The 26,203-nt window shown below is 71.1% G+C and carries 24 protein-coding genes and 2 tRNA genes; 12 read left to right on the top strand and 14 right to left on the bottom strand.

Annotation, left to right across the window (positions count from 1 at the left end):
- Window positions 1-816 (bottom strand): SOS response-associated peptidase, encoded by an 816-nt coding sequence (locus G9272_RS29725; protein ID WP_171399372.1) that lies wholly within the window; start codon window positions 814-816, stop codon window positions 1-3.
- Window positions 817-866: 50 nt separating this feature from the next.
- Between G9272_RS29725 and G9272_RS29720 the strand changes: the two genes are divergently transcribed.
- The 4 genes from G9272_RS29720 (at window position 867) to G9272_RS29705 (ending at window position 4,534) form a co-directional block, all read left to right on the top strand.
- Window positions 867-1,589: a M50 family metallopeptidase gene (locus G9272_RS29720; RefSeq protein ID WP_171399371.1), complete on the top strand. Its 723-nt coding sequence runs from the start codon at window positions 867-869 to the stop codon at window positions 1,587-1,589.
- 121 nt (window positions 1,590-1,710) lie between these two features.
- The gene (gene aroA, locus G9272_RS29715; RefSeq protein WP_171399370.1) at window positions 1,711-3,051 is read left to right on the top strand and encodes a 3-phosphoshikimate 1-carboxyvinyltransferase; all 1,341 of its coding nucleotides are present in this window, start codon (window positions 1,711-1,713) and stop codon (window positions 3,049-3,051) included.
- An 11-nt stretch (window positions 3,052-3,062) separates the two neighbouring features.
- Window positions 3,063-4,073 carry a ribosome small subunit-dependent GTPase A gene (rsgA, locus tag G9272_RS29710; protein ID WP_171399369.1) on the top strand — a complete coding sequence of 337 codons (1,011 nt, stop codon included), beginning with the start codon at window positions 3,063-3,065 and terminating at the stop codon, window positions 4,071-4,073.
- 137 nt (window positions 4,074-4,210) lie between these two features.
- Window positions 4,211-4,534: a DMT family transporter gene (locus G9272_RS29705; RefSeq protein WP_057603330.1), complete on the top strand. Its 324-nt coding sequence runs from the start codon at window positions 4,211-4,213 to the stop codon at window positions 4,532-4,534.
- Here the strand turns inward: G9272_RS29705 and G9272_RS29700 are convergent.
- Window positions 4,528-5,154, bottom strand: coding sequence for a TetR/AcrR family transcriptional regulator (locus tag G9272_RS29700; protein WP_171399368.1), 627 nt, complete (start codon window positions 5,152-5,154; stop codon window positions 4,528-4,530). The genes G9272_RS29705 and G9272_RS29700 overlap by 7 nt on opposite strands.
- Window positions 5,155-5,322: 168 nt before the next feature.
- Here G9272_RS29700 and hisN point away from each other — a divergent pair, with 168 nt between their 5' ends.
- The 3 genes from hisN (at window position 5,323) to G9272_RS29685 (ending at window position 7,309) form a co-directional block, all read left to right on the top strand.
- Window positions 5,323-6,123: a histidinol-phosphatase gene (gene hisN / locus G9272_RS29695; RefSeq protein ID WP_171399367.1), complete on the top strand. Its 801-nt coding sequence runs from the start codon at window positions 5,323-5,325 to the stop codon at window positions 6,121-6,123.
- Window positions 6,124-6,282: 159 nt separating this feature from the next.
- A complete protein-coding gene (locus tag G9272_RS29690) occupies window positions 6,283-6,675 on the top strand; it encodes a CBS domain-containing protein (RefSeq protein ID WP_171399366.1) in 393 nt (130 codons plus the stop codon).
- 217 nt (window positions 6,676-6,892) lie between these two features.
- Entirely contained in the window at window positions 6,893-7,309 is a 417-nt protein-coding gene (locus tag G9272_RS29685) for a Fur family transcriptional regulator (RefSeq protein ID WP_171399365.1), read from the top strand.
- A gap of 102 nt (window positions 7,310-7,411) precedes the next feature.
- On the opposite strand, the gene G9272_RS29680 is transcribed toward G9272_RS29685, so the two are convergent.
- The 4 genes from G9272_RS29680 to G9272_RS29665 form a co-directional block, all read right to left on the bottom strand.
- Window positions 7,412-7,485: transfer RNA gene (locus tag G9272_RS29680), tRNA-Met, on the bottom strand.
- A 258-nt stretch (window positions 7,486-7,743) separates the two neighbouring features.
- Entirely contained in the window at window positions 7,744-9,606 is a 1,863-nt protein-coding gene (locus tag G9272_RS29675) for a tetratricopeptide repeat protein (protein ID WP_171399364.1), read from the bottom strand.
- A 207-nt stretch (window positions 9,607-9,813) separates the two neighbouring features.
- Window positions 9,814-9,887 (bottom strand) — tRNA-Met (locus G9272_RS29670).
- A 40-nt stretch (window positions 9,888-9,927) separates the two neighbouring features.
- Window positions 9,928-12,915, bottom strand: a complete 2,988-nt coding sequence (locus tag G9272_RS29665) for a UPF0182 family membrane protein (RefSeq protein WP_171402229.1) — start codon at window positions 12,913-12,915, stop codon at window positions 9,928-9,930.
- Between the two features lie 165 nt (window positions 12,916-13,080).
- Here G9272_RS29665 and G9272_RS29660 point away from each other — a divergent pair, with 165 nt between their 5' ends.
- Entirely contained in the window at window positions 13,081-13,623 is a 543-nt protein-coding gene (locus G9272_RS29660) for a PPA1309 family protein (protein ID WP_253267977.1), read from the top strand.
- A 9-nt stretch (window positions 13,624-13,632) separates the two neighbouring features.
- Here the strand turns inward: G9272_RS29660 and G9272_RS29655 are convergent, their stop codons facing one another.
- From G9272_RS29655 to G9272_RS29645, 3 genes are all read right to left on the bottom strand, one after another.
- A complete protein-coding gene (locus tag G9272_RS29655) occupies window positions 13,633-14,724 on the bottom strand; it encodes a YlbL family protein (RefSeq protein WP_171399362.1) in 1,092 nt (363 codons plus the stop codon).
- A 326-nt stretch (window positions 14,725-15,050) separates the two neighbouring features.
- On the bottom strand, window positions 15,051-15,512 hold the full coding sequence (locus G9272_RS29650) for a molybdenum cofactor biosynthesis protein MoaE (RefSeq protein WP_171399361.1): 462 nt from the start codon (window positions 15,510-15,512) through the stop codon (window positions 15,051-15,053).
- Window positions 15,513-15,767: 255 nt separating this feature from the next.
- Window positions 15,768-16,877 (bottom strand): SDR family oxidoreductase, encoded by a 1,110-nt coding sequence (locus tag G9272_RS29645; protein ID WP_171399360.1) that lies wholly within the window; start codon window positions 16,875-16,877, stop codon window positions 15,768-15,770.
- Between the two features lie 191 nt (window positions 16,878-17,068).
- Here G9272_RS29645 and G9272_RS29640 point away from each other — a divergent pair, with 191 nt between their 5' ends.
- Window positions 17,069-18,520 (top strand): zinc-dependent metalloprotease, encoded by a 1,452-nt coding sequence (locus G9272_RS29640; protein WP_171399359.1) that lies wholly within the window; start codon window positions 17,069-17,071, stop codon window positions 18,518-18,520.
- Window positions 18,517-19,032, top strand: a complete 516-nt coding sequence (locus tag G9272_RS29635; protein ID WP_171399358.1) for an NUDIX hydrolase — start codon at window positions 18,517-18,519, stop codon at window positions 19,030-19,032. Before G9272_RS29640 ends, G9272_RS29635 begins: the two co-directional genes overlap by 4 nt.
- Before the next feature lie 90 nt (window positions 19,033-19,122).
- Here G9272_RS29635 and G9272_RS29630 read toward each other — a convergent pair whose 3' ends face one another.
- The 4 genes from G9272_RS29630 to G9272_RS29615 all read right to left on the bottom strand — a co-directional run bounded on the left by G9272_RS29630 (window position 19,123) and on the right by G9272_RS29615 (window position 23,016).
- Window positions 19,123-19,878, bottom strand: a complete 756-nt coding sequence (locus tag G9272_RS29630) for an AIM24 family protein (protein WP_171399357.1) — start codon at window positions 19,876-19,878, stop codon at window positions 19,123-19,125.
- An 18-nt stretch (window positions 19,879-19,896) separates the two neighbouring features.
- Entirely contained in the window at window positions 19,897-20,577 is a 681-nt protein-coding gene (locus G9272_RS29625; protein WP_020130800.1) for an AIM24 family protein, read from the bottom strand.
- An 11-nt stretch (window positions 20,578-20,588) separates the two neighbouring features.
- Window positions 20,589-22,277: a TerD family protein gene (locus tag G9272_RS29620; RefSeq protein ID WP_171399356.1), complete on the bottom strand. Its 1,689-nt coding sequence runs from the start codon at window positions 22,275-22,277 to the stop codon at window positions 20,589-20,591.
- 142 nt (window positions 22,278-22,419) lie between these two features.
- Entirely contained in the window at window positions 22,420-23,016 is a 597-nt protein-coding gene (locus G9272_RS29615; protein WP_171399355.1) for a M48 metallopeptidase family protein, read from the bottom strand.
- Window positions 23,017-23,264: 248 nt separating this feature from the next.
- Between G9272_RS29615 and G9272_RS29610 the strand changes: the two genes are divergently transcribed.
- Together G9272_RS29610 and G9272_RS29605 are read left to right on the top strand one after the other, a co-directional pair.
- Window positions 23,265-24,476 carry a TOMM precursor leader peptide-binding protein gene (locus G9272_RS29610; RefSeq protein ID WP_171399354.1) on the top strand — a complete coding sequence of 404 codons (1,212 nt, stop codon included), beginning with the start codon at window positions 23,265-23,267 and terminating at the stop codon, window positions 24,474-24,476.
- Window positions 24,469-25,848 carry an ABC1 kinase family protein gene (locus G9272_RS29605; RefSeq protein ID WP_171399353.1) on the top strand — a complete coding sequence of 460 codons (1,380 nt, stop codon included), beginning with the start codon at window positions 24,469-24,471 and terminating at the stop codon, window positions 25,846-25,848. The genes G9272_RS29610 and G9272_RS29605 overlap by 8 nt, the downstream gene beginning before the upstream one ends.
- 34 nt (window positions 25,849-25,882) lie before the next feature.
- On the opposite strand, the gene G9272_RS29600 is transcribed toward G9272_RS29605, so the two are convergent.
- The gene (locus G9272_RS29600; RefSeq protein WP_171399352.1) at window positions 25,883-26,095 is read right to left on the bottom strand and encodes a hypothetical protein; all 213 of its coding nucleotides are present in this window, start codon (window positions 26,093-26,095) and stop codon (window positions 25,883-25,885) included.
- Between the last annotated feature and the right edge of the window lie 108 nt (window positions 26,096-26,203).

Below are 26,203 nucleotides of genomic sequence, written 5' to 3'. Positions count from 1 at the left end.
TCAGAAGAGTGTGCCCTCCTCGGGCCCCTCCAGCTCCTTCAGCAGCTCCGGGCCGTTGTTGCGGACGTTGCTGACGGCCGTGGACACCGGGTAGGCGCGCATCAGTCCGGCCGGCGGGGGTTCGAGGAGGGAACGGAGGTCGTCGACGTCCGTCCGCGCCGGGTCGAGCCAGGCGTCCCAGCGGTCCGGGGTGAGCATCAGCGGCATCCGGGGGTGGATGTCGGCGAGGGCGTGCGGGCCGTCCGCGGGGGCCACGGCGAGCGGGGAGGTCTCCGCCTCGGTCGTGATCACCGAGCACGTCACCCACCAGGCCTGCGGATGGTCGTCGGGCAGGGTCCCGTCCCGCCAGAACTCGTACAGCCCGGCCATCGCGAAGACCGTGCCGTCTGCCGGGAGCACGAAGTAGGGCTGCTTGCGCGGCCGCTTCTTCTTCCCCTCGACCTCCAGGTCCCGCTCCTGGACGCCGGTGACCCACTCGTAGTAGCCGTCGGCGGGCAGGACGCAGCGCCGGGTGGCGAAGGCGCGGCGGTAGGAGGGCTTCTCGTGGACGGTCTCGGCGCGCGCGTTGATCATCCGCGCGCCGCCCTCGGGGGTCTTCGCCCAGGAGGGGACCAGTCCCCACTTCAGCTTCCGCAGCTGCCGAACCGGGCGCTTGTCGTCGGCGTCTTTCAACGGACGGTCGAGGACGGCGTAGACCTCCTTGGTCGGCGCCACGTTGTAGTCGGGCTCCAGGACCTCCTCGGGCTCCCACTTCTCGACTTCAAAGATTCCTGCGAGATCCTCGGGCCTGCGACTCGCTGCATACCGTCCGCACATACGTGCCACACTGCCAGACTCCGTGAGCCGAAAGGGAGCCACCACACAACATGGAGAGCACCGCCGCCCTCGCGCTGCCCGACCTGTGGGACCGCCTCGTCGGCACCCAGCCCGACCCCGACCTCTGGGTGGTGGTGGCCACCGCCGTCGCCGCCCTCGCGGTCGTCGTGCCGCACACCCTGTGGCGGATATCGCGCAACGCGATCACCATCGCCCACGAGGGTGGTCACGGCCTGGTCGCGCTGCTGACCGGCCGCCAACTGACCGGGATCCGGTTGCACTCCGACACCAGTGGCCTGACCCTCAGCCGGGGCAAGCCGCACGGCCTCGGCATGATCCTCACCGCGGCGGCCGGCTACACCGCTCCCCCGCTGCTCGGCCTGGGCGGCGCCGCCCTCCTCGGCGCCGGCCGCATCACCCTGCTGCTGTGGGTGGCCACGGCCCTGCTGGTCGTGATGCTGGTGATGATCCGCAACGCGTACGGCGCGCTCACGGTGGTCCTCACCGGCGGCACCTTCCTGCTGGTGTCCTGGCTGGCGGGACCGCAGGTGCAGGCGGCCTTCGCGTACGCGGTGGTGTGGTTCCTGCTGCTGGGCGGCGTACGGCCCGCCTTCGAGCTCCAGACGAAGCGCTCACGCGGAGGCGCCGGCGACTCGGACGCGGACCAGCTGTCCCGTCTGACCCACGTACCGGCGGGCCTGTGGCTGTTCCTGTTCCACGCGGTGAGCCTGTGCGCCCTGCTGGGCGGGGGCAGGTGGCTGCTGGGGCTGTGAGGCAGCCCCGGAACGGCGCGTCACAGGGGTGCGGGATGTGACATCCGCGGCTCCGCCGCGGGGCGCGGCCGGCCCCGACGGCGCCGCACCCGAAGGACGGCCGACCACTAAAGTGGGGCCCATGGCTCCGAACCCCGCACACACCGTCCTCTGGCCCGCCCCGCACGCGAGCGAGGCCGTCGCCGCGACGGTCCACGTGCCGGGGTCGAAGTCCGTCACCAACCGTGCCCTCGTCCTCGCCTCCCTCGCCTCCGAGCCCGGCTGGCTGCGCCGCCCCCTCCGCTCCCGCGACACCCTGCTGATGGCGGGCGCCCTGCGCGAGATGGGCGTCGGCATCGAGGAGACCGTGTCGTCCAGCTCCTCCGGCGCGGGCAGCCCCGACGGCACCGGCGAGGCCTGGCGGATCCTCCCCGCGGGGCTGCGCGGGCCGGCCACGGTCGACGTCGGCAACGCGGGCACGGTGATGCGCTTCCTGCCGCCGGTCGCCGCCCTCGCCGACGGCCCCGTCCGCTTCGACGGCGACCCGCGTTCGTACGAGCGTCCCCTGAACGGCGTCGTCGACGCGCTGCGGGTCCTCGGCGCCCGGATCGACGACGACGGCCGCGGCGCGCTGCCGCTGACCGTGCACGGCGGGGGCGCGCTGGACGGCGGGACGGTGGAGATCGACGCCTCGTCCTCGTCCCAGTTCGTGTCGGCCCTGCTCCTCTCGGCCCCCCGCTTCAACCAGGGCGTGGAAGTCCGCCACACCGGCTCCACGCTGCCCTCGATGCCGCACATCCGGATGACGGTCGACATGCTGCGCGCGGTCGGCGCGCAGGTGGACACCCCGGAGTCGGGCGGCGAGCCGAACGTCTGGCGGGTCACCCCGGGCGCCCTGCTGGGCCGGGACCTGACGATCGAGCCGGATCTGTCCAACGCCCAGCCGTTCCTGGCGGCGGCGCTGGTGACGGGCGGCCGGGTGCTGATCCCGGACTGGCCGGCCCGCACCACCCAGCCGGGTGACCGGCTGCGCGAGATCTTCACCGAGATGGGCGGCTCCTGCGAACTGGCCGACTACGGCCTGGTCTTCACCGGCTCGGGCTCGATCCACGGCATCGACGTCGACCTGGGCGATGTCGGCGAGCTGACCCCGGGCATCGCGGCGGTCGCCGCCCTCGCGGACTCCCCGTCCACCCTGCGGGGCGTGTCCCACCTGCGTCTGCACGAGACGGACCGGCTGGCCGCGCTGACGAAGGAGATCAACGAGCTCGGCGGCGATGTGACGGAGACCGCCGACGGTCTGCACATCCGCCCGCGCCGGCTGCACGGCGGGATCTTCCACACCTACGACGACCACCGCATGGCGACGGCCGGCGCGATCATCGGCCTGGCGGTGGAGGGCGTGCAGATCGAGAACGTGGCGACGACGGCGAAGACGCTGCCGGACTTCCCGGAACTGTGGACCGGGATGCTCGGGGTATAGGGACTTTCGCCATGCGCCGCTACGACAAGCACACCGACCAGGACGACATCCGCAGCCGCCCGAACCGCAAGGGCAACCGACCGCGTACGCACATCCGCCCCAAGCACGAGGACTCCGTCGAGGGCATGGTCCTCACCGTCGACCGGGGCCGGCTGACCTGTCTGGTCGGCGACCGGATCGTGATGGCGATGAAGGCCCGCGAACTGGGCCGCAAGGCCGCGATCGTCGGCGACCGGGTCGCGATCGTCGGTGACCTGTCCGGCAAGAAGGACACCCTCGCCCGGATCGTCCGCATCGAGAAGCGCACCTCGGCACTGCGCCGCACCGCGGACGACGACGACCCCTACGAGCGCGTCGTCGTGGCCAACGCCGACCAGCTCGCCGTGGTCACCGCCCTCGCCGACCCCGAGCCCCGCCCGCGTCTGATCGACCGCTGCCTGGTGGCGGCCTTCGACGCCGGCCTCACGCCCCTCATCGTCATGACGAAGTCGGACCTGGCCTCGCCGGACAAGCTGCTGGAGCTGTACGGCCATCTCGACATCCCGTACGTCGTCACCAGCCGCGACGAGCTGGAGAACGGCGATGCGGCGGACCGGGTGCGCGAGCATCTGACCGGGCGGATCACAGCGTTCGTCGGTCATTCGGGCGTCGGGAAGACGACCCTGGTCAACGCGCTGGTCCCGGAGGAGCGGCGGCGGGTGACCGGCCATGTGAACGCGGTGACCGGCCGCGGCCGCCACACCACGACCTCGGCGCTGGCCCTGCCCCTGGCGGGCACGGACGACTGGGTGATCGACACCCCGGGCGTACGGTCCTTCGGCCTGCACCACGTCGACCCGTCCCGGGTGATCCTCGCCTTCCCCGACCTGGTGCCGGGCACGGAGGGCTGCCCGCGCGCGTGCAGCCACGACGAGAAGGACTGCGCGCTGGACGCGTGGGTGGCCGAGGGTCATGCCGATCCGGCGCGGCTGTACTCGCTGCGCCGGCTGCTGGCCACCCGGGAGCGCACCGAGGGCGACTGATCCACCGGCTGACCACCGACTGACCCCGGCTGATCCACCGGCTGACCACCGCGTTGTTTGCGTCCCCCCGGCCCCGGTAAGTGCATAATCGCACCGAGCCGGAGCCGGACCGGGCCGGGCGGACGGAGGGACAGCACATGGCGTGGCTGCTGGTCGTCGTGGCCGGGTTGCTCGAGACCGGTTTCGCCGTGTGCCTCAAGCTGTCCCACGGCTTCACGAGGCTCTGGCCCACCATCGCCTTCTGCGCCTTCGCGCTGGGGAGCTTCGGGCTGCTGACCCTCTCCCTGAAGAAGCTCGACGTGGGCCCCGCCTACGCCGTGTGGACGGGCATCGGCGCGGCGGGCACCGCGATCTACGGCATGGTCTTCCTCGGCGACCTGGTGTCGGTCCTGAAGCTCGTCTCGATCAGCCTGGTGATCATAGGAGTGATCGGGCTCCAGCTGTCGGGGTCGGCTCACTGACCCGACCGGTCGGCCGGCTGTCGCTGGAGCGCACCCCGCACCAGCTCCGCGACGCCGCCCTCCCCCGTCGGCGGCGCAGCCGCGCAGGACAGGGCGAGCCGGACGGCGAGTTCGCAGGAGCGGGCCAGGTCGGCGGCGTCGGCCCGGACGGCGCCGGGACCGGAGAGCACGGCCACGGCCCGGTCACGGACGGCGCCCACCAGGTCACCGGGCGAGGGCAGCGGCCCGTCCGCCCGCCGCTGGGCCGGCACGGCGGAGGAGGACGGCACCGCCGAGAGCGTCGGCGAGGGCAGCCGCTCGCTCCAGAAGCCGGTGAGGACGGCCCGTACGAGGACGTTGTCGCGGGCGGCGGAGGCGGTCCACTCGGCGGTGGCGGTGAGCCTCTCCCGGGCGTCACCGTGCACGGCCAGCGCCCGCTCGACCCCGGCGAGGTAACCGTCGGCCTCGCGCCTCACGAGCGCCCGGGCCAGACCCTCCTTGCTGCCGAACTCGTTGTACAGCGTCTGCCGGGACACCCCGGCCGCCGCGGCGACGTCCACCATCCGCACCGCGGCCCACGGCCGTAGTGCGAGCGCCTTGAAGGCGGCGTCCAGTAGGGATTCCCGCGCTGCAGGCATCATCGCCTCCCTGGGGCGAGCGGCTCTGCGCCCAGGTTTGACGCGGACGGGAGCACTGTCAAGGGTTCGCGGGCGCGACCAATGGTTCACCGGCCGCGTCCACGGCTCCTCCACGTCCATCCCGCGGTCCCCTGTGGCCCGTTCTCACCTTCGGCGGATACGGTTCGTCCCATGCCGGACTACCACGACGACCTCCGACTCGCGCACGTCCTCGCGGACGCCGCCGACGCCGTGACCATGGACCGTTTCAAGGCCCTCGACCTCAAGGTCGAGACCAAACCGGACATGACCCCGGTGAGTGAGGCCGACAAGGCCGCCGAGGAACTCATCCGCGGTCAGCTCCAGCGGGCCCGTCCACGCGACGCGATCCTCGGCGAGGAGTACGGCGTCCAGGGCACCGGCCCCCGCCGCTGGGTGGTCGACCCGATCGACGGCACGAAGAACTACGTACGGGGCGTTCCCGTCTGGGCCACCCTCATCTCGCTGACGGAGGCGGGCGAGGGGGGCTACCAGCCCGTGGTCGGCGTCGTCTCCGCCCCGGCGCTGGGCCGTCGCTGGTGGGCCGCGAAGGGGCACGGCGCCTTCACCGGCCGCAGCCTGACCTCCGCCTCACGCCTGCGCGTCTCCCGGGTCTCGGAGCTCTCGGACGCCTCCTTCGCGTACTCCTCGCTGACCGGCTGGGAGGAGCGCGGGCACCTGAACGGCTTCCTCGACCTGACCCGCGAGGTGTGGCGCACGCGCGCGTACGGCGACTTCTGGCCGTACATGATGGTCGCCGAGGGCTCGGTCGACTTGTGCGCCGAACCCGAGCTCTCCCTCTGGGACATGGCGGCCACGGCGATCGTCGTGACGGAGGCCGGCGGCACCTTCACCGGCCTCGACGGCCGCCCGGGTCCGCACAGCGGCAACGCGGCCGCCTCGAACGGGCTGCTCCACGAGGAGCTGCTGGGTTACCTCAACGAGCGCCACTGAAAGGCCCGCCCGAAACTCACAGATGAGCGCGCGCGCCCTCAATTGGCTGCGCGCGCCCTCTTGTTGACCCCCGCTTTACCTGCCACGCTGACAGCACCCCCCACTTGTGAACTTGTGAATCCATGAACAACCGTGGGTTCTTAGGAGGTGGCTCCAGCCATGCTCGTCCGCGACGCCATGAGCACGGTGGTCCTCACCATCGGCCCCGCACACACCCTCCGTCAGGCCGCCGCCCTGATGGCCGCCCGCCGCGTCGGCGCGGCCATCGTCCTCGATCCGGACGCCGGCGGCATCGGCATCCTCACCGAGCGGGACATCCTCAACTCCGTGGGCCTGGGGCAGGATCCGGACACGGAACACACCCACGCCCACACCACCAACGACGTCGTCTTCGCCGCCCCGAGCTGGACCCTGGAGGAGGCGGCCCGGGCGATGGCCCACGGCGGCTTCCGGCATCTGATCGTCCTCGACCGCGACGAACCGGCCGGCATCGTCTCGGTCCGCGACATCATCCGCTGCTGGGCGCCGACGCGGCAGCAGGTACCGGCCTGAGCGCACGAACGGGCCGACCTCCCGAAGGGAGACCCGGCCCGTTCACCCACGACAAGCGGTCCAGTGCTGTCAGCCGCGCAGGGCCTGGACCGCGACCTCCAGCCGCTCGCCGTGGATTCTGTCGACGTGATCCTACAGTGGACTTCATCCAATTCAATTCAGGATCTAAAGTCACACCTGTTCGGGACCTGGTCCCTGTAGCTGCTAGGCTGATTCCATGAGCGATCTCCTGGAACGACTGCGCGGACGCGGATGGCGGATGACCGCTCAACGGCGCGTCGTGGCCGAGGTGCTCGACGGCGACCATGTCCACCTGACCGCCGACGAGGTGCACTCCAGGGCCGTCGTCCGGCTGCCGGAGATCTCCCGGGCGACCGTCTACAACACGCTCGGTGAGCTGGTCTCCCTCGGCGAGGTGCTCGAGGTCGCCACCGACAAGCGCGCCAAGCGGTACGACCCCAACGCACACCGCCCGCACCACCACCTGGTGTGCGCCCGGTGCGGTGCGATCAAGGACGTCCACCCGAGCGGCAACCCGCTGGCCGACCTCCCCGACTCGGAGCGCTTCGGCTTCACGGTCTCGGACGTCGAGGTGACGTACCGCGGGATCTGCCCGAACTGCGCGGCCGCGTAACACCCTTCCCCGTACGCGCAACCCTGTTGCGGATCGCGGCGGGGCATGCCCGCAAACGACTGAGGGCCGGAACCCTTTCGGATTCCGGCCCTCAGTCTTTAGTAGCGGGGACAGGATTTGAACCTGCGACCTCTGGGTTATGAGCCCAGCGAGCTACCGAGCTGCTCCACCCCGCGCCGTTGAATGCAACGTTACGTGAAAGGGAAGGACAAAGGCAAATCCATGGACGGGCACCTGTACGGCACCTGTTGACACAGGTCAGAGCCCTCCCCCTCCAGCCCGTCCGGCGTTTGAGGACGAGGCCCGTTCAGGGCCGACAGCGGGGGTCCGGGGCGGCAGCCCCGGGGACGGGACGGGAAGGGGCGGCGGGGGCGAAATCCAGCCGCACGGGCCCCAGCCCGGCTCCACGACCCCGCCCCAGAACAGGGACGCCGTCAGGCGGAAAGCTCTTCCCGCAACGCGTCCCGCAACCGAGCCGCCCGCTCAGCCACCTCCCCCGGCCCCAGCGACACCGCCCGGTCGGCCCACCGCTGCCCCTCCGCCAGCTCACCGCGACGCGCGTAGACAAGGGCGAGCCGCAACGCCGCCCGCCCGTGCCCGGCGTCGGCCGCCCGCGTCCACCACACAGCCGCCTCGGGCTCGCTCCCCTCCCGCGCGAGCAGCAGCCCGAGGTTGAAGGCACCGTTGCGCGACCCGGCCTCCGCGGCCGTCCGGTACCACCGCGCCGCCTCCACCACGTCCCCGCGCGCGGCGGCCAGCATCCCGACGCGGACCTGCGCCCGCCGGTGTCCCTGGGTCGCGGCCCGCTCGTACCACTCCTCGCACTCGGTCTTCTCGTGCACGGTCTCCCCGAGCTCGTGCGCGGGCTGCGGCGGCCGCCGCGCGTCCAGCACGGCCGCCAGCCGGTACGCAGCCTCCGCGCTCCCGCCGCCGGCCGCGCACCGCAGATGCCGCTCGGCCTCCCGCTCGTCCCCGTCCCGCAGGCGCGCGATACCGACCTGGAGGGCCGCCTCGGTGTGCCCGGCGGCCGCCGCCCGCTCGTACCAGCGCAGCGCGACGGCCTCCTCGCCCCGCCCCGCGAACAGGATCCCGAGGTTGAACGCGGCGTCGACGCTGCCCGCCTCCGCCGCCTTGGAGAACCAGGGCTCGGCCCCGGCGGTGTCGCCGCCCTGGAGCAGCAGGATGGCCAGCGCGTTGGCCGCCTCCCGGTGTCCGGCGTAGGCGGCGCGCCGGTACCACTGCTCGGCCTGCACGGTGCGGCCCTGCTCGGCGCAGAGCAGGGCGAGGTTGTAGGCGCCGTTGTCGTCGCCGGCGTCCATCGCGGCCCGGTACCAGCGCTCGGCGGTCTGGGTCTGTCCCCGCTCGGCGTGCAGCGCGCCCAGCGCGTTCGCCGCGTTGCCGTCGCCCTCCTGTGCGGCCCGCAGCCACCAGATGGCCGCGTTCTCGGTGTCGCCGGCGTCGCGCAGCAGGAACCCGAGCGCGCAGGCGGCCCGCGCCTCGCCGTCCTTGGCGGACGTCAGGTACCAGCGTCCGGCCTCCTTCAGGGCGCCACGCCGCTCCAGGATCGTCCCGAGGTGCAGGGCGGCCCGCCGGTGTCCGCGCGCGGCGGCCTGGCGGTACCACTGCTCGGCCTCCGCCCGCACGATGACACCGTTGTCATGCTCGCACCAGTCCGCGTCGCCGTCCGTGCGGGCGTCTTTGCACTCCTGGTGGTCGAGGGCGCGGGCCAGCCGGTACGCCGCTTCCCGGTGCCCCCGCTCGGCGGCAGCCCGCATCCACTGCTCGGCCCCGGGGTCCCCACGGTGTTCCAGCAGGTCGGCGAGGGCGTACGCGCCCAGCGCGTGCCCCTGCTCCGCGGACTGGCGCAGCCAGTACTCGGCGGCCGGCTCGTCGCCGCACTCGCGGCGGTGGCGGCCCAGGGCGTGCGCGGCGGCGGCGGAGCCGGCGACGGCGGCGACCCGCCACCATCCGGCGGCCTCGTCGGGGTAGCCGCGCTGATGGAGGAGGACGCCCAGGTTGTTGGCGGCGGCCCGGTCGCCCTCCGCGGTGGCGGCACGCAGATGGGGCTCGGCTCCGTCGAGGTCACCGCGGCGCAGCAACATGGCCCCGAGGACGCTCACGGCCTCGACATCGCCGGCTTCCGCCGCGAGCCGCAGGCTCATCTCCTCGACGGCCTCCCCCGTCTCGACGGCGTCCGCCGTCTCGTCCCGGCTCTCGTCCGGGGTCGCTTCCTCACCGGAAGGCTGCACAAACCGCCCTGTCTCGAACAGAGTTGCCTTGTCCCCCATAACGTCCATCGTCGCACCACCCGCAACCCGGGTACACCTGGTATACCGCGGCCCGTAAGGTCACTTCAGCGTTTTGTCGACATGCCCACAGAGAGACAAGTCAAACACAGATCGCCCAACTCCCCACAGCGGCGCGGCCGCCAGTCCCCCTCGGCACATGCGTTCGCACACCACGAAGGCCCGGATCCTTTTCAGGATCCGGGCCTTCGTCTTCAGTAGCGGGGACAGGATTTGAACCTGCGACCTCTGGGTTATGAGCCCAGCGAGCTACCGAGCTGCTCCACCCCGCGTCGTGTTCCACAACCGTATCACGACGCGGGGCGGGCAAGATCAGCCGCTGCTGGGACTGGGACTGGGGCTCGGACTGCCGCCGGCACTGCCTCCGGAGCTACTGCCGGAGCCACCGCTCGGACTCGCCGAACTCGTCGGGCTCGGACTGCTGCTCGCCTTGGCGCCCTTGTCGGCCTCGGCCTGCGCGTCCTCGGCCCGCTTCAGCGCGGCCTCGAGATCCTTCTGCGCCTTGGCGTACGCGTCCCAGTCGGGCTTCTTCAGAGCCTCCTGGCCGGCCGCGAAGGCCTCCTGGGCGTCGGTCAACGCCTCCCGGACCGTCGGGTTGGTGGACGTCGGTGGTGGTGTAGTGCCGCCGCCCTCGTCCGCCGGTGGCGGGGTCGCACCCTCCGCGCCGAAGACCTTGTTGAGTGCCTCGCCCAGGGTGTCCTCGAAGGCGGTGTTGCCTCCGTAGGTCACCAACACCTTCTTCAGGAGCGGGTACTTGAGTCCGCCACCGCGCACATAGACGGGCTCCACGTACAGCAGACCGCCGTCGAGTGGCACCGTCAGCAGGTTGCCGTACTCGATGTCGGAGTCGCCGCCCTTCAGAAGCCTGATGGACTCGGCGATGTCCTGTTCGGAGTTGAACTGGCTCTGCACCTGTTTGGGTCCGTCGACGGTCGTACTGGTCGGCAGTTTCAGCACTCTGATCTTGCCGTAGTCGGGAGTTCCCGCCTCGGAGTCGACCGCCATGAACGCGCTGAGGTTGTCCCGGCCGTTGGGCGTGAACGTCGTCGTCAGCGAGAACGCCTGTGCCTTCTGGTCGGGCATCCTCATGCTCAGGTAGTACGGCGGGACCGCGTCACCCGACTTGTTGGACGGGTCGTCCGGCACCTGCCACACCTCGCTGCCGCTGAGGAACGTCGTCGCGTCCTTCACGTGGTAGCGGGTGAGCAGCTCGCGCTGGACCTTGAACAGGTCCTGCGGGTACCGGAGATGGGCCATCAGGTCGGCCGAGATGGACGACTTGGACTTCACCGTGCCGGGGAACGCCTTCATCCAGGTCTTCAGGACCGGGTCCTCGGTGTCCCACTGGTAGAGCTTGACCTCGCCGGTGTACGCGTCGACGGTCGCCTTCACCGAGTTGCGGATGTAGTTGACCTGGTTCTGCTGGGCCACCACCGCGCGGTTGTCGTTGGTCGCGGTCAGCGAGTCGGCCGTGGTGTCGCCGAGGGTCGTACGGGAGGCGTACGGGTAGCCGTTCGTCGTCGTGTACGCGTCGACGATCCACTGGATCTTGTGGTTGACCACGGCCGGATAGGCGTCGCCGTCGATGGTCAGCCATGGGGCGACCGCCTCGACGCGTTCCTTGGGCGTGCGGTTGTACAGGATCCGCGAACCCTCGCCGATGGCGCCGGAGTACAGGATCTGCGGTTCGCCGAACGCCACCGCGTACGCGGCCCGGTTGACCGGGTTGGAGAGGTTGACCCCGCTCTTGCCGGTGTAGCTGGTGGTCTTCTCACCGGCGTCGTCGGAGTAGTCGATCTCCTTCTGGGGACCGCCGACGATCGAGTACGCGGTCGTCTTCTCGCCGTAGTAGATCCGCTGCTGGTACGTGCCCAGGTCGCCCTCGGAGGGCAGGTTGGACTCGGTGAAGAGCGGGCGGCCCTCCGCGTCGGAGGTGGTGCCCTTGGCCGCGACCACGCCGTAGCCATGGGTGTAGCGGAAGTGGTTGTTGATCCAGTTCTGCTTGTCGACGCCCGCGAGGTTCAGCTCGCGCAGACCGATGACGGTGTCCTGGTCGGCCCCGTTCACGTTGTAGCGGTCCACGTCCAGGTTGGTCGGGAACGCGTAGTACTTCCGCATCTGCTGGAGCTGCTGGTACGTCGGGGAGACGATGTTCGGGTCCAGGACGCGGATGCTCGCCGTGGCGTCGACGTCGTCGCGCAGCGTCGTCTTGTCCTTGGTGGTGCTGGTACCCGAGTACTCGGTGACCTGCGCGCCGTCGATGCCGTAGGCCTCACGTGTCGCCTTGAGGTTCTTCTCGACGTACGGGGCTTCCTTGGCCTGCTCGTTCGGCTGGACCTGGAACTTCTGGACGATCGCCGGGTACAGCCCGCCGATGAGGATCGCCGAGAGCACCATCAGGCCGAAGCCGATCACCGGCAGCTGCCAGGTGCGCCGCCACAGGGTGGCGAAGAACAGCAGGGCGCAGATGACGGCAATGCAGAACAGGATCGTCTTGGCCGGCAGATAGGCGTTGGCGTCGACGTATCGCAGGCCCGTCCAGTTGTCCGTCGCCTTGAAGTCGCTGGACTTCACGGCCAGGCCGTAACGGTCCAGCCAGTAGGCGACCGCCTTCAGCGTGACGAAGATGCCCAGCAGCACCGACAGATGGCCGGTGGCCGCGGCGGTGGCGCGGGCGCCGGGGCTGGTGACGCGCAGCCCGCCGTACAGGTAGTGGGTGAGCGCGGCGGCGATCAGCGAGAGGATCGTGGCGGCGAAGCCGAAGCCGAGCAGGAACCGGTACCAGGGCAGGTCGAACGCGAAGAAGGACACGTCGAGGTGGAACTGCGGGTCCTTCTGGTGGAAGGGCACGCCGTTGACCCACATCAGCCAGGTCCGCCACTGACCCGCCGCCGAGGCGCCCGCGATCAGGCCGACCAGGGAGGTGATGCCGAGCAGCAGCCATGTCTTGTACGGCGCGATGCCCATGCGGTAGCGGTCGAGGCTCTGTTGCTCCACCGACATCGCGCTGAGCGGCGGCCGCAGCCGGTGCGCCAGCCAGATGTTGAAGCCGACCGCGAGGGCCATCAGCAGGCCGAAGACGAAGAACAGCCCGATCTTGGTCCACAGCGTGGTCGTGAAGACCGACGAGTAGTTCACCGAGCGGTACCAGAGCCAGTCCGTCCAGAACCCCGCGAACATCGTGAACGCCATGCCGAGTACGGCTAGGACGCCCAGTGTCATGAGCAGGGTCCGGACGCGCCGGGACGGGCGGCCCACTCTGATCCGCGGCCCCGTGGGGCCTCCGCCGCGGTCCGGCATCTGGAAAGCCAAGGTGCGCACCTCGAAAGTCGCGATTGATTCCGTCAGGCCCGCGTGTTCGTGGACCGTTCGTGGCCCCCCGTGATCGTGGGCCCACACCTATGCAACTTACTCACCGTTTACTCGGTTCCCGATTCCACCCCTGAACGAGGCAGGATTGTGACCATGTCCAACACTCCCATGGCGGCGAGCCCGCTCACCCGGGCCGTACTCGAGATCGACGAGTACGCCTCCGGCCTCGGCTGGGACCAGCCCGCCCGCCTTTTCGCCCTCGTAGACACCGCTCGGCTGCGAACCCAGGAACCGTCGCTCGCCGCCCAGCTCGGCCTTCAGGACGAGTCCGAGACCACCGGTCTCACCCCGATCGAGCAGGACGAAGTGCCAACGGACAAGCCGCTCGACGAGTTCCTCGCCACGATCGCCTGGCCCGACGCGGTGGTCGGCTGCGCCCTCACCGTGGAGCGTCTGATGCTGCCCCCGTCCGCCGAGGCTCAGGTCCCGCAGGGCCTGAGCGACAAGAAGCTCGCGAAGTGGGTCGCGGAGCACCCCGACCGCCAGGAGGTACGGATGACGGTCGCCGTCCTGCGTGACGGCACCCGCGACTCGGCCCTCCGGCTGCGCGAGAAGGACGCCCCGACGGAGGTCCTCACCGGGGCGGGCCTGGTGCCGGGCCTCGCCGAGGCGTTGTCGGCGACGTTCGCGGAGTAGCCCTTCCGGCTACTTCGTGCACTTCGGCAGGTCCGCGGTGTCGCCGCCGCGGATGTCCTTGAGGGCGTCGAGGGCGTCGTCGATGGTGTTCACCTTGACGAGCCTGAGCCCCGAGGGGGTGTCCTTGGCGGCGGCCGCGCAGTTCTCCGCGGGGGTCAGGAAGTACTGGGCGCCCTGACTGCGCGCGCCGACCGTCTTCATCTCGATGCCGCCGATCGGCCCGACCTTGCCGGCGTCGTCGATGGTCCCGGTGCCGGCGACGAACTCGCCGCCGGTCAGGCTGCCCGGGGTGAGCTTGTCGTAGATGCCGAGCGCGAACATCAGACCGGCGCTCGGCCCACCGACGTCGGCGAGCTTGATGTCGATGGTGAACGGGAAGGTGTGGTCGGTCCCGGCCGAGATCCCGACGATGGCCCGCTTCTCGCCGCTGTCGTCGGAGGTCGCGGTCGTGATGGTGACGTCCTGGGTCTTGGTCGCCGTCTTGTTCGCCTTCTCGGCGGCCGCCTGGTCCTTCGCCGGGACGATGCGGAACACGACCTTCTCCCCCGGCTTGTGCTTGGTCACCAGCTTCGCGACGTCGCCCGGTTCCTTCACCGCGGTGCCGTCCACGGCCTTGATCACGTCACCGGCGTGCAGCCGGCCCTCCGCCGGGGAGCCCTTCACCACCGTCGAGACGATCACCCAGGACGTCACCGGGATGTCCAGCTCCTTCAGGGCGGCGACCTTGGCGCTCTCCTGGGACTGGCTGAACTCCTCGGCGTTCTCCTGGGTGGACTGCTCCTCGGTCTTGCCGTCCGGATACAGCGTGTCGTGCGGCACGACCTTGTTGTCGTGCGCGAGCCATCCGTAGACGGCCTCGACCAGGTTCATCCGGTAGTCGGCGCTGGTGACCCGCACGGTGGTCATGTTCAGGTGACCGCTGGTCGTGTAGGTCTTGCGCCCGGAGATCTGAAGCACCGGCTCGCCGCCGTGATCGCCGAGGGTGTTCACCGTCGGCCCCGGGGACATCTCCGCGTACGGCACGGGGATGAGTACGCCCGCACACAGGAGAGCGATCAGCATCAGGGTGGAGGCGAGCATCGTCGCGGTGCGGCGTGGCATGTCTCGACAGTACGGGACGCTTCTGTCAGCGCACCGTCAGGGCTGCCACCCGGGTCACGTATGCGAGTGGGGCTTCTCCATGGCCGCCCGGAAGCGGGCGTATCCGTCCAGCTCAGGGCCGTCGCTGCGGGCCTTCCGGGTCCGGTTGGCCCAAGTACCCCACAGACCGGCGCCGATAGCGGCGACAAGCGGAATCAGCAACCAGGCGAGCGCCGCCATGCCGACCTCCCAACCCCGATGAGCCACAGCAACTGACTGATCAGCAGATTAACCATCTGCACCGACAACGCTCACGGCAGGGGTGCGGTTACGCAACCGGAAGGAATTCAGCAGGCGCCGACCCATTCGTCGGTGCCGTCCGAGAACTTCTGGTGCTTCCAGATGGGCACTTCGTGCTTGAGATCGTCGATCAGCTTCCGGCAGGCCTCGAAGGCCTCGCCGCGGTGCGGACACGAGACGGCGACCACGACGGCGAGATCACCGACCCCGAGGTCGCCGACCCGGTGCACCGCGGCCAGCGCCCGCACCGGGTACTCGGCGACGACCTTCTCCGCGATCCGCCGCATCTCCGCCTCCGCGCCGGGATGGCAGGAGTACCCGAGGGCGTCGACGTCGGCGCCGCCGTCGTGATTGCGCACCGTGCCCACGAACAGCGCGGTCCCGCCCGCCGCGTCGTCCCCGACGGCCTTGAAGACCTCGTCCAGGGAGAGCGCGGTGTCACGAACGGCGATCAGCTTGATGGGATCCTGCGCTGCCCGCTCGCCGGGATGGTCGTCGATGGCTGCCATACCCCCATCGTGCCGCACCCCGGGGAACAGGCGAAATAGCGTAATCACCCGGCACACACGCGTGCACCTTTGGAGCGACCTACAGAAACAGCCCGTCCGGCGTTTGAGGACGAGGCCCTTTCAGGGCCGACAGGAGGGTCCGGGGAGAGCTTGGGGTCTGAGGGCGCAGCCGCCAGGGATGGGAACGGGAAGGGGCGGCGGGGGCGACAAGCGCAGGCCGCGCGCCCACGCTCACCGCCGCCCGCGCCCCCATGCTCACCGCCGCCGAGCCTTTCGGGCCCGCCGCACCACAGCCGCCGCACCCAACAGAGCGACCGTCGCTCCGGCCGCGCCCGCCGCGGTCGCGTCCTTGCGCCCCAGTCGCCGCCCGACGACCGTGTGCCGCCCGGCCACCTCCTCCAGCAGTTCCGCGAGGACCTCCTCATTGGTCCACCGCGGCCGCCACCCCGCGTCGTGCAGCCGGCTCCCGCTCACCACCCAGGGGTACATCGTGTAGGCCAGGTCCCCGGCCGGCGACGGCGTCAGCCCGATCCGGTGCAGTCGAGCGGCGGCGCCCAGCGCGACCGCCGACGGCAGCTCCATGCGCCGGATCCCGCTGAGCTCCTCGACCTCCTCCTGCTCCAGCCATCCGTCGCAGCCGACGGCCAGCTCGCCGTCGACCTTCTCCTGGACGGCGTACTCCAGAGCGCTCACCAGGTCCTCGACATGGCAGAACTGCCAGGTCGGCCGCGACCCGGCGACGACCAGTAGCCGCGGCGACTCGAAGTACCGCGTCAGCGCGGTGTCCGTACCGCCGACCAGCACCGCGGGCCGCACCACGGTGACGTTGAGCCCCGGATGCGCCCGGGGCGCGCGCCGGGCCAGCCGTTCGATTTCCAGGAGGTCCCCGACACCGGTCGCCTCCGCGGTGGCCCGCAGCTCCGCGTCCTCCGAGAGCGGCAGCTCGTTGTCCTCGAGCGCGCCGTAGACCATCGCGGAGGTGCACAGCACCACGCGGTGCACCCCGGCCGCCGCGGCGGCCGTCAGCACGGTCTGCGTGCCGCGCACGTTGTAGGCCGTCCGGGCGGCGGCGTCACTCCCCAGGTCGAGGTCGAGCGCGAGGTGGACGACGACGTCCGCGCCGCGCAGCTTCTCGGCGATCGCCGGGTCGCGGACGTCGAGGATGTGCCACGTCGCCGCGTCGCACTCGCCACGCCGCTCGTCGATGGCGACGACCTGCTTGACCTCCTCGGACGCGGCGAGCCGCTCGGTGAGCAGCGCGCCGACCCCGGTGGCGGCACCGGTCACGGCGACTACGGGCCCGCGCGCGCCGGCCGGGGTTGAGTGGTTTCGCGCTGCGCGAACCTGCGGATCTGGGGAACTCACCAGGTGTCTCCAGCGGTTGTCTTGGCATACGGGCGCGAGTGACGCGTACGTACCAGTGGCATCCATCCTGCCGCAGGCCAGGAGTCGGCGAAGCACCGAGGCCCGATCGAGCCGGGGTGTCTACGCTGGGTGGTGTTGCAGGGCAGTCGCCGCCGGCCGATAGCCGGTGGCCTTACCAGCCGAGGAACCCCGTGAGTGACACCCCATTCGGATTCGGCCTTCCGCCGGAGGAGCCGGAAGACGGCGACGAGGGCAAGAAGAAGGACTCGCAGAGCGGCGGTGGTCAGGGACCGGCCAACCCGTTCGGTTTCGGCGGGCTGCCCGGCGCCGGAGGCTTTGGCGCCCCCGGTGCGGACAACCCGCTCGCCGCGATGTTCGGTTCACTGAACCCCAACGACCTGGGAGCCGCCTTCCAGCAGCTGGGCCAGATGCTCTCCTACGAGGGCGGCCCGGTGAACTGGGACATGGCCAAGCAGATCGCCCGCCAGACGGTCGCCCAGGGCACCGCCGACGGCGTGAAGGATGCCAGCGTCGGCCCCTCCGAGCGCACCGCGGTCCAGGAGGCCGTCCGGCTGGCCGATCTCTGGCTGGACGACGCGACGTCCCTGCCGTCCGGCGCCGGCACGGCGGTGGCGTGGTCCCGCGCGGAGTGGGTCGAGGCGACCCTGCCCGCGTGGAAGGAGCTCGTCGACCCGGTCGCCGAGCGCGTCGGCGCGGCCATGGGCGACGTCCTGCCGGAGGAGATGCAGGCCATGGCCGGCCCGCTGATCGGCATGATGCGCTCGATGGGCGGCGCGATGTTCGGCTCGCAGATCGGCCAGGCCGTGGGCGTGCTCGCGGGCGAGGTCGTCGGCTCGACCGACATCGGCCTGCCCCTCGGCCCGGCCGGGCGTGCCGCGCTGCTGCCGGTGAACATCGAGGCGTTCGGCAAGGACCTGGGCGTGACGAAGGACGAGGTGCGGCTGTACCTCGCGCTGCGCGAGGCCGCTCACCAGCGTCTGTTCGCTCATGTGCCGTGGCTGCGCTCGCACCTGTTCGGCGCCGTCGAGGGCTACGCGCGCGGGATCAAGGTCGACACGGCCAAGCTGGAGGACGTGGTCGGTCAGTTCGACCCGCAGAACCCGGAGCAGTTGCAGGACGCGCTCCAGCAGGGCATGTTCCAGCCGGAGGACACCCCGGCACAGAAGGCCGCCCTGGCCCGTCTGGAGACGGCCCTGGCGCTCGTGGAGGGCTGGGTGGACGCCGTGGTGCACGCGGCCGCGAAACCGCGTCTGTCGTCCGCGGACGCCCTGCGCGAGACGCTGCGCCGCCGTCGCGCCTCGGGCGGTCCGGCGGAGCAGACGTTCGCGACGCTGATCGGCCTGGAGCTGCGTCCGCGCCGCCTGCGTGACGCCTCCCGCCTGTGGGCGTCCCTCACGGACGCGCGCGGGGTCGACGGCCGTGACGCCCTGTGGGCCCACCCGGACATGCTGCCCACGGCGTCCGACCTGGACGACCCGGACGGCTTCGTGCACCGCGAGCAGCTGGACTTCTCCGAGCTGGACAAGATGCTCGGCGAGGCGGCGAGCGGCGGCTCCGGCGACAAGCCGAACCTGAAGAAGGACGACCACGGCACCGACTCCAAGGACGACGACACCGAGTGAGCCTGTACGACGACGCGGTCCTCGTCCTGAAGGGGTACGAGGGCCAGCAAGAGCTGCGCCAGGCCTATCTGGACCATCTCGGGGCGCACCCGGACGGCATGTGGAAGGCCTGCGGGGACGGCCACATCACGGCGAGCGCGCTGGTGATCGACCCGGAGCGCGGCCGGGTGCTGCTGACCCTGCACAAGAAGATGCGGATGTGGCTCCAGATGGGAGGCCACTGCGAGCCGGCCGACGAGACCCTGCCGGCCGCCGCCCTGCGCGAGGCGACCGAGGAGTCCGGCATCGAGGGGCTGGCCCTGCTGCCCGGCGGCCCCGTGCGCCTGGACCGGCATCACACGCCGTGCGCGTGGCACTACGACGTCCAGTACGCGGCGCTCGCTCCGGCCGGGGCCGTGGAGGCCATCAGCGACGAGTCCCTCGACCTGCGCTGGTTCGCCTATGACGAGGTCGGAAGCGTGGCCGACGAGTCGGTCGTACGGCTACTGGAGGCGACTCGCGCGCGGCTGTGAGCCGGAAGGTGGGTGGACGGGCGGCTGTGATCCGGAACAGGTAAGGGGCGACCTCCTGGCGGCCGCCCCTTACGTCTGCTTTCCGGACGGTCAGCTCCAGACGTTGCCCTGGTTCTGTTGCCGTACGCCCTGCTGTCCCATGCCGTACTGGGCGGCCAGGCCGGAGCCGATCTGGGCGTTCTGCGGCGGCAGCAGCTCGCTGGGCTGGACGAGCGCGTAGCCGGTGCCCATGAAGCTGAGCTCCCAGCCCTCACCGGTGCTGCCGCGTCGGCGCCACACCCCGGAGGAGTGCGTCTGGGCCTGCATCTGCACCCGCAGCCCGGTGGACCAGGCGACGATGGCGTCGGCGTCGCAGTTGACGTACTTGTCGGGCGTGACCTGCATCATCAGCGGCGCGCCCGAGGTCATCAGGGCGACCTTGCCGCGGCCGGTGATGTTGAGCTGGTACTTCCCGGAGCCGGAGATGCCGTAGAGGCTGTCGACGGCGATGGCCTCGTGGTGCAGCGAGGAGTCCATGGCCAGGACATAGCTGCTGTCCACGGTCAGGCCGTCCTGCTCCACGTCCATGACGTGGACGTGCTGGGCGAGGTTGGCGAGATAGACCGTGCCCTGCCCGTGGCAGCGCATCAGGTCCAGGCCCTCGCCCGTGTGCGCACGCGCGCGTCCCTGCTGGTTGTTCTGGTACTCGGCGTCGAACTCCATCAGACCCTGGTAGGCGACCATCGTGCCCTTGCGGGCGAGGATGTCGTCGTGGCCCTCCAGGCTGACCCGGAGCATCTGCTTGTTCTGGAGACTCCAGCGCTCCTGGGTCTGCGAGTCGTTGTGCGCGAAAAGTGAGCTCTGCATGGCGTTTCTGGCTCCCCCTCAGCCCCGGACCCGGAGGCGGTCGGTGCTGTCCTCACTGGGCTGGACGACGACGATGCCCTGGCCGGAGAAGGCCATCTGGTAGGCCTCGCCGCTGCCCCGGCCGATGAGCGACTGCGCCTTGAAGCTGCGCTTGCCCTTCACCTTGAGGTTCGGCGACCAGGCGACGAGCGCGTCGGGGTCGACGTACGTCTCGTCCTCGCCGCCGCCGCAGTCGACGACGATCGGCTTGCCCCGGGAGGTCAGCGCGACCCAGCCCTGCCCGGAGATCTTGGTGTTCCACAGGCCCTGACCGGCGAACTTCGCGAGCCCCTTGACGCGCTCGACACCCCAGGTGAGGTGGGCGTCGAAGGCGAGCAGATTGGTGGCGTTGACGGAGATGCCGTCGCCGTTGAGGTTGATCACGACGACGTTGGCGCCGTAGTCGGCGAGGTAGAGCAGACCGTCGCCCGAGCACTTCATCAGGGGCGCGCCCTCGCCGGTCATCCAGTCGCGCGCGATCTGGCGCACGGCCGGCGGGTTGGGCTCGTACTGCACGAAGCCCTCGTAGGCGACCATCGAACCCACGCGCGCGAGGAGGTCGTTCCCCGTCTGGAGGGCGACCTTCAGCATGTGGTTGCCGTGGTTCTCCATACGGGCGGTGACGGGTGCGGGGGCATAGCCCGCGAGTGGCTGGTTCATGACGGGCTCCCTCAGACCTCGTACGGCTGGACGACGATGAAGTTGCCGGGAGCGCCCCGGAACTGGAGGTTGACGCTCTCCCCGGTGTCGCCGGGGTAGGCGTTGCGGCGCATGCGGACCTGGCTGGAGACGACCACCTGGGCGGCGGACGACCAGGCGACGACAGCGTTGCAGTCGGCGAACGTGGTGGGGGTGACCGGCAGGACGACGGGCGTGCCGTGCGTCTTGACGACGATCGTGCCGGTGCCCGTGAACTGCATGGTGAACAGGGCGCCGCCGGGGATGCCGTGCCCTTCGATGCGGCGGACCTCGTACTGGAGGCTCTCGTCGAAGGCGAGGACGTTCTCCGCGGAGACGCAGATGCCGTCACCCTGGAGTTCGATGGGGTGCAGCATCGTGGAGTTCTCGGCGAGGAACACCTGTCCCTGGCCGGTGCAGCGCATCAGCTGCATCTCCTGGCCGGTCGCGTTGCCCACGATCCGGCCGGCGAAGCCCGCGCCCTTGTAGCTGAAGTCGACCTTGCCCTGGTAGAGCACCATGCTGCCCTGGCGGGCGAGCACGGGCTGGCCGCCCATGCCGAGGTCGACACGGATCAGCTTCTTGTTCTGCTGCGTCCAGCGCTGTCCGGTGGGCGTCTCCTTGAACTGCTGGAGCGCCGCGGCCACCCCGGCACCGCCCTGGGGCGCGCCCTGCGGTACGCCGTAGGCCTGCTGGCCCGGGACCTGGCCGAACGGGGGCTGCTGCTGGCCGTAGCCGGGCGGCTGCGGAGGCTGACCGTAGCCGGGCGGGGCCTGCGGGCTCTGGGGTGCCTGAGGCTGCTGGCCGTAGCCGGGGGGCATGGGCGCGGTCGGCGCGGGTCCCTGACCGTACGGCTGCTGCTGGGGCGGCTGACCGTAGGGCGCCGGGGCCGGGGCGGGAGGCGGTACGTGGCCGCCGCCGGGCGGGGTCAGGGGCGCGACGATGGTCGGTGCGGCGTGCACCGAGGGCGCGGGCGCCGGGGCGGGGGGCGGCGGGGTCGCGCCGGGCGGGGGCGCGAAGCCCTGCGCGGCGGGCTGCGGCTGCGCCGGAGCGGGCGCCGGTGCGGGCGCGGACGGTGCGCCGAACGCGGGCGGGGCGAAGCCGGGAGTGGCGGCACCGGCCTGCGGCTGCTGCGGCGCGGCGGGCGCCTCCTCCTCGGCGACCTCGCCGCCGAAGTTCTTCAGCAGCGCGTCCAGACCGCCGTCGAAGCCCTGTCCGACGGCCGCGAACCGCCACACGTCCTTCAGGTAGAAGTCACCCAGCATCACGGCCCGCTCGCTGGAGAACTCGGAGCCGTTGAACGCGTAGCGGGCCACTTCCTCGCCGCCCGCGACGATGCGGAGATAGCCGGGGTTGATCTGCGACATCTGCCCGGCGCCGTCGAGGGTCGCCGTGAAGGACAGCTTCTGGATCTGCGGCGGAATCCGGTCGAGGGTGATGCGGAAGGACTCCGTGTCGCCCGCCTGGGCGCCCAGGAGCTGGATGGACTCCTCGGGCGACTTCGGCTGGTTGAAGAAGATGAAGTACCGGTCGTCCGAGAGCCGCTCGTCGGCGTCGAGGCCGAAGCAGCTGATGTCGAAGGTCAGGCCGGGAGCGGTGATCTGCACGCCTACGTACAGATCGGTGCCCGCGGTGAGGTCACTGATCCTGGCCTTGTGGCCGCGCTGGAATTCCCTGGGCATGCGTAACGACCGTCCCCCATCCCGATTGTGAATGCGTCGCGTCAGGCTAACGGCAAAGTCGGACAACGCACGATGTCGGTACAGACCCGGTACACAACCAACGTCACGCGACGGGGGACGGGCTCACCGCGTACGCCGCAGGTCACTCCTCGCCCGCGGCGGGCAGGTGGGGCAGCCTTTCGGCCGCGACGACGCCCTCGAGGTAGCCACGGGCGCGCTCGGTGCGCGGGTACGCCTCCAGCAACCGCCAGAAGTCGGGGCCGTGCCCGGGCACGAGCAGATGCGCGAGCTCGTGGGCGAGGACGTAGTCGATGACGTACTCGGGCATGCCCTTCAGACGGTGCGACAGGCGGATGCTGCCCTCGGCCGGTGTGCACGAGCCCCAGCGGGTGTTCTGGTTGGTCACCCAGCGGACCGAGGCGGGCCGGGCCCGGCCGCCGAAGCACTGGGCCGACAGCCGCTCGGCACGCTCGGCCAACTCCGCGTCGCCCGGGACACGCCGGCTCTCCTGGGCGGCGAGCTTGTCGAGCATGACGCTCACCCAGCGTTGCTCCTCGGCCTCGGACATCCGGGCAGGGATGAGCACGATGGTGCGATCGCCCTCGCGGTACGCGGAGACCGTCCGACGTCGACGGGCGCTCCTGCGGACCTCGATCGCGCTCGCCCGTGGGCCGCTCGGCGGCTGGCTCGTCGTGCTGCGCTGTGGTGTTCCGGCGCGGTGCAATGGGTCGGCGGACACGCCCCGACGTTACCCGCTGCACACGGGGGAAGTCCCGACTCCGGGACGGTCAGGTTCCGATCCGGCGTGCCGTGTTTGCCTCGTACGACGGATTTGTACGATGAATGCCCCTGCCTGTGGACAACTTTCGGCACGCTCGAGCGGCTCCGGGCATGCTGGCACTCGTCGGCGGAGCGAGGACACCCCCACGCCCCCGCTCCGCCGATGTGACGGGGAGTTTCCAGGCATAAGGCATACGGGGGCCTTTGATGCATCCGATGGTGAAGCCCGCGCTGCGGCGCGGCTGGCGCGACCTCAACACGGTGCAGTTCGGGATGACACCGGCGCACGCGCTGACACTCGGCCCGGTGGACACGGCGACGGGCAGTTTCCTCGACCTGCTGGACGGCACCCGCGGGCTGGCGCTGCTGCGCGAGGAGGGCCGCCGTATGGACCTGCCCGACGGCCATGTCGACCGGCTGGTGGAGCGGCTGGCGCGGGCGGGGCTGCTCGACGACGCGCGCGGCGGCGGGCCGGAGGCCGCCGATCTGCGGGAGCGGAAAGAGGTCCTGGACCGGCTGCGCCCCGACCTCGCCGCACTGTCCCTCCTCACCTCGGAGCCGGGCGACGCGATCGAGCACCTGACCGTCCGACGCCGGCTGCGGGTCCAGGTGCGGGGCGCAGGGCGGGTCGGCGCGGTGCTGGCGGCGCTGCTCTCGGGTGCGGGGGTCGGCGAGGTGGACGTGCGGGACGGCGGCCGGGTGGAGCCCGGGGACATCGCACCGGGCGGCCTGCCCGCCGAGGCGGTCGGCGAGCGTCGGGACGAGTCGGCCCGCCGCGCCGTACGCCGGGCCGCCCCGGGCCCCGCACCTCGCAGAGGCCCGGGGCCACCGGCCGAGGCGGACACACCCGGCTTCTCCCTGGTGATCATCGCCCCGCGGGACGACGTGTCCGTGCACGCGCCCGACCCCTCGGCGGCGGAGCCTCTGATCGTCTCGGGCACACCGCACCTCTATGCCGGGGTCGTTGAGGGGACGGGCGTCGTCGGCCCGCTCGTCCTGCCGGGTGAGACGGGCTGCGCGGGCTGTCTGCATCAGGAGCGCACCGACCGGGACCCGGCCTGGCCGCGGCTGGTCGCCCAGTGGCACTCCGGGAGAAGGCGCGCGGCGCGCGCCTGCGATGTGACGCTGGCCACGACCGTCGCCGGGCTGGCGGCCGCCCACGCGCTCATCTTCCTCGACGGCCGGACCCCGTCGAGCGCCGGAGCCCGCTGGGAGGTTTCCGTTCCCACCCTCCAGTGGCACGCCCGCCCGGTATGGCCCCATTCCGCCTGCCCGTGCGGGGCCGCGGAGAAAGGTAAGCAGGAACACATCTCCGAGGACCGGGGAACGCACGCGACAATGGCAGTGCAGCATTCGCAGGAGTTCTGCCGTACGACGGACGCCGCGCGGCTGGCCGGTACTTGGAGGGCGCATGTCTGATCTTCCCCGGAAGGCGGTCACCCGGACCGCCAAACTCGCCGCGCTCCCGCTCGGCTTCGCCGGGCGGGCGACCTGGGGTCTGGGCAAGCGGATCGTGGGCGAGTCCGCGGAGATCGTCGGCCGCGAACTACAGCAGCGCACCGCCGAGCAGCTGTTCAAGGTGCTGGGCGAGCTGAAGGGCGGTGCGATGAAGTTCGGGCAGGCCATGTCCGTCTTCGAGTCCGCCCTGCCCGAGGAGGTCGCCGGTCCCTACCGCGCCGCCCTCACCAAGCTCCAGGACGCGGCGCCGCCGATGCCTACCCGCACGATGCACTCCGTGCTCGCGGAACGGCTCGGTGAGGACTGGCCCGAGCTGTTCCTGGAGTTCGACGACAAGCCGGCCGCGGCGGCCTCGATCGGGCAGGTGCACCGAGCGGTGTGGCACGACGGCCGGGAGGTCGCGGTCAAGGTCCAATACCCCGGGGCCGGTGAGGCCTTGCTGTCCGACCTGAACCAACTCAGCCGCTTCGCACGCCTGTTGGGCCCCCTCATCCCGGGCATGGACGTCAAGCCACTGATCGCCGAGCTCAAGGACCGGGTCTCCGAGGAGCTCGACTACAGCCTGGAGGCACAGGCCCAGCAGGCCCACGCGGAAGAGTTCGCCGGCGATCCCGACGTGGTGATCCCGGCGGTGGTCCACCAGCGCGACCAGGTGCTGGTCACCGAGTGGATCGACGGTGTACCCCTGTCCGAGGTGATCACCGACGGCACCCAGGAGCAGCGCGACCGGGCCGGCCAGCTGCTGTCCCGGTTCCTGTTCTCCGGCCCGGCCCGCACCGGCCTGCTCCACGCCGACCCGCACCCCGGCAACTTCCGCCTTCTGCCGGGCGGACCGGACGGCGAGGACGACTGGCGCCTGGGCGTCCTGGACTTCGGCACGGTGGACCGGCTACCGGGCGGTCTGCCGGACCCGATCGGCGAGTCCCTGCGCATGACTCTCGACGGTGAGGCGGAGGCGGTCTACGAACTCCTCCGCACGGAGGGCTTCGTCAAGGACTCCATCGAGCTGGATCCCGACGCGGTCCTCGACTACCTCCTGCCGATCATCGAGCCGGCCCAGGTGGACGAATTCACGTTCAGCCGCGGCTGGATGCGCAGCCAGGCGGCCCGGATCGCCGACCCCCGCTCCCCCGCGCATCAGCTGGGCAAGCAGCTCAACCTGCCGCCGGCCTATCTGCTGATACATCGGGTGACGCTCAGCACGATCGGCGTGCTGTGCCAGCTCGGCGCGACGGTGCGGCTGCGCGAGGAGTTGGAGGAGTGGCTGCCCGGGTTCCTCGCGGCGGACGTCCTGGAGGCCTTCGAGGCGGAGGATTCGGTCGCGGAGGCGTGAGCTCCTGGACCTCCTCACCGGTCTGTGACGCGATTCACCACCACTCCGAGTCCAGTCGACCTTCGATCGCCCTGAGGTTCTCGCGGGCACAGGCCTCGCAGAAGTAGCGCCGGACGCCGTTCTCCACGGAGCAGGTCCAGGTGACGGGCGGGGGCTCCTCGGCCCGGGCGCCGCAGCGGGCACACACGAGGGGGCGGGGCTCCGTCGGGGAACCGCCTCGGTCACCGTCTCCGGGAGGACTCGTCATCTTCGGGACGATAACGCCGCGGCGGTGGATCGCCCGCACAACGCACCGCGGGGGCCGGTCCGTTCGGACGGACCGGCCCCCGCGGGGAGAGCTTCGTCTCCCCTGTCG

The organism is Streptomyces asoensis (genome assembly GCF_013085465.1).
Taxonomy (GTDB): Bacteria; Actinomycetota; Actinomycetes; order Streptomycetales; family Streptomycetaceae; genus Streptomyces; species Streptomyces cacaoi_A.
The sequence above is the reverse complement of the archived record's forward strand: the minus strand, read 5'-3'. Positions and strand labels throughout refer to the sequence as shown.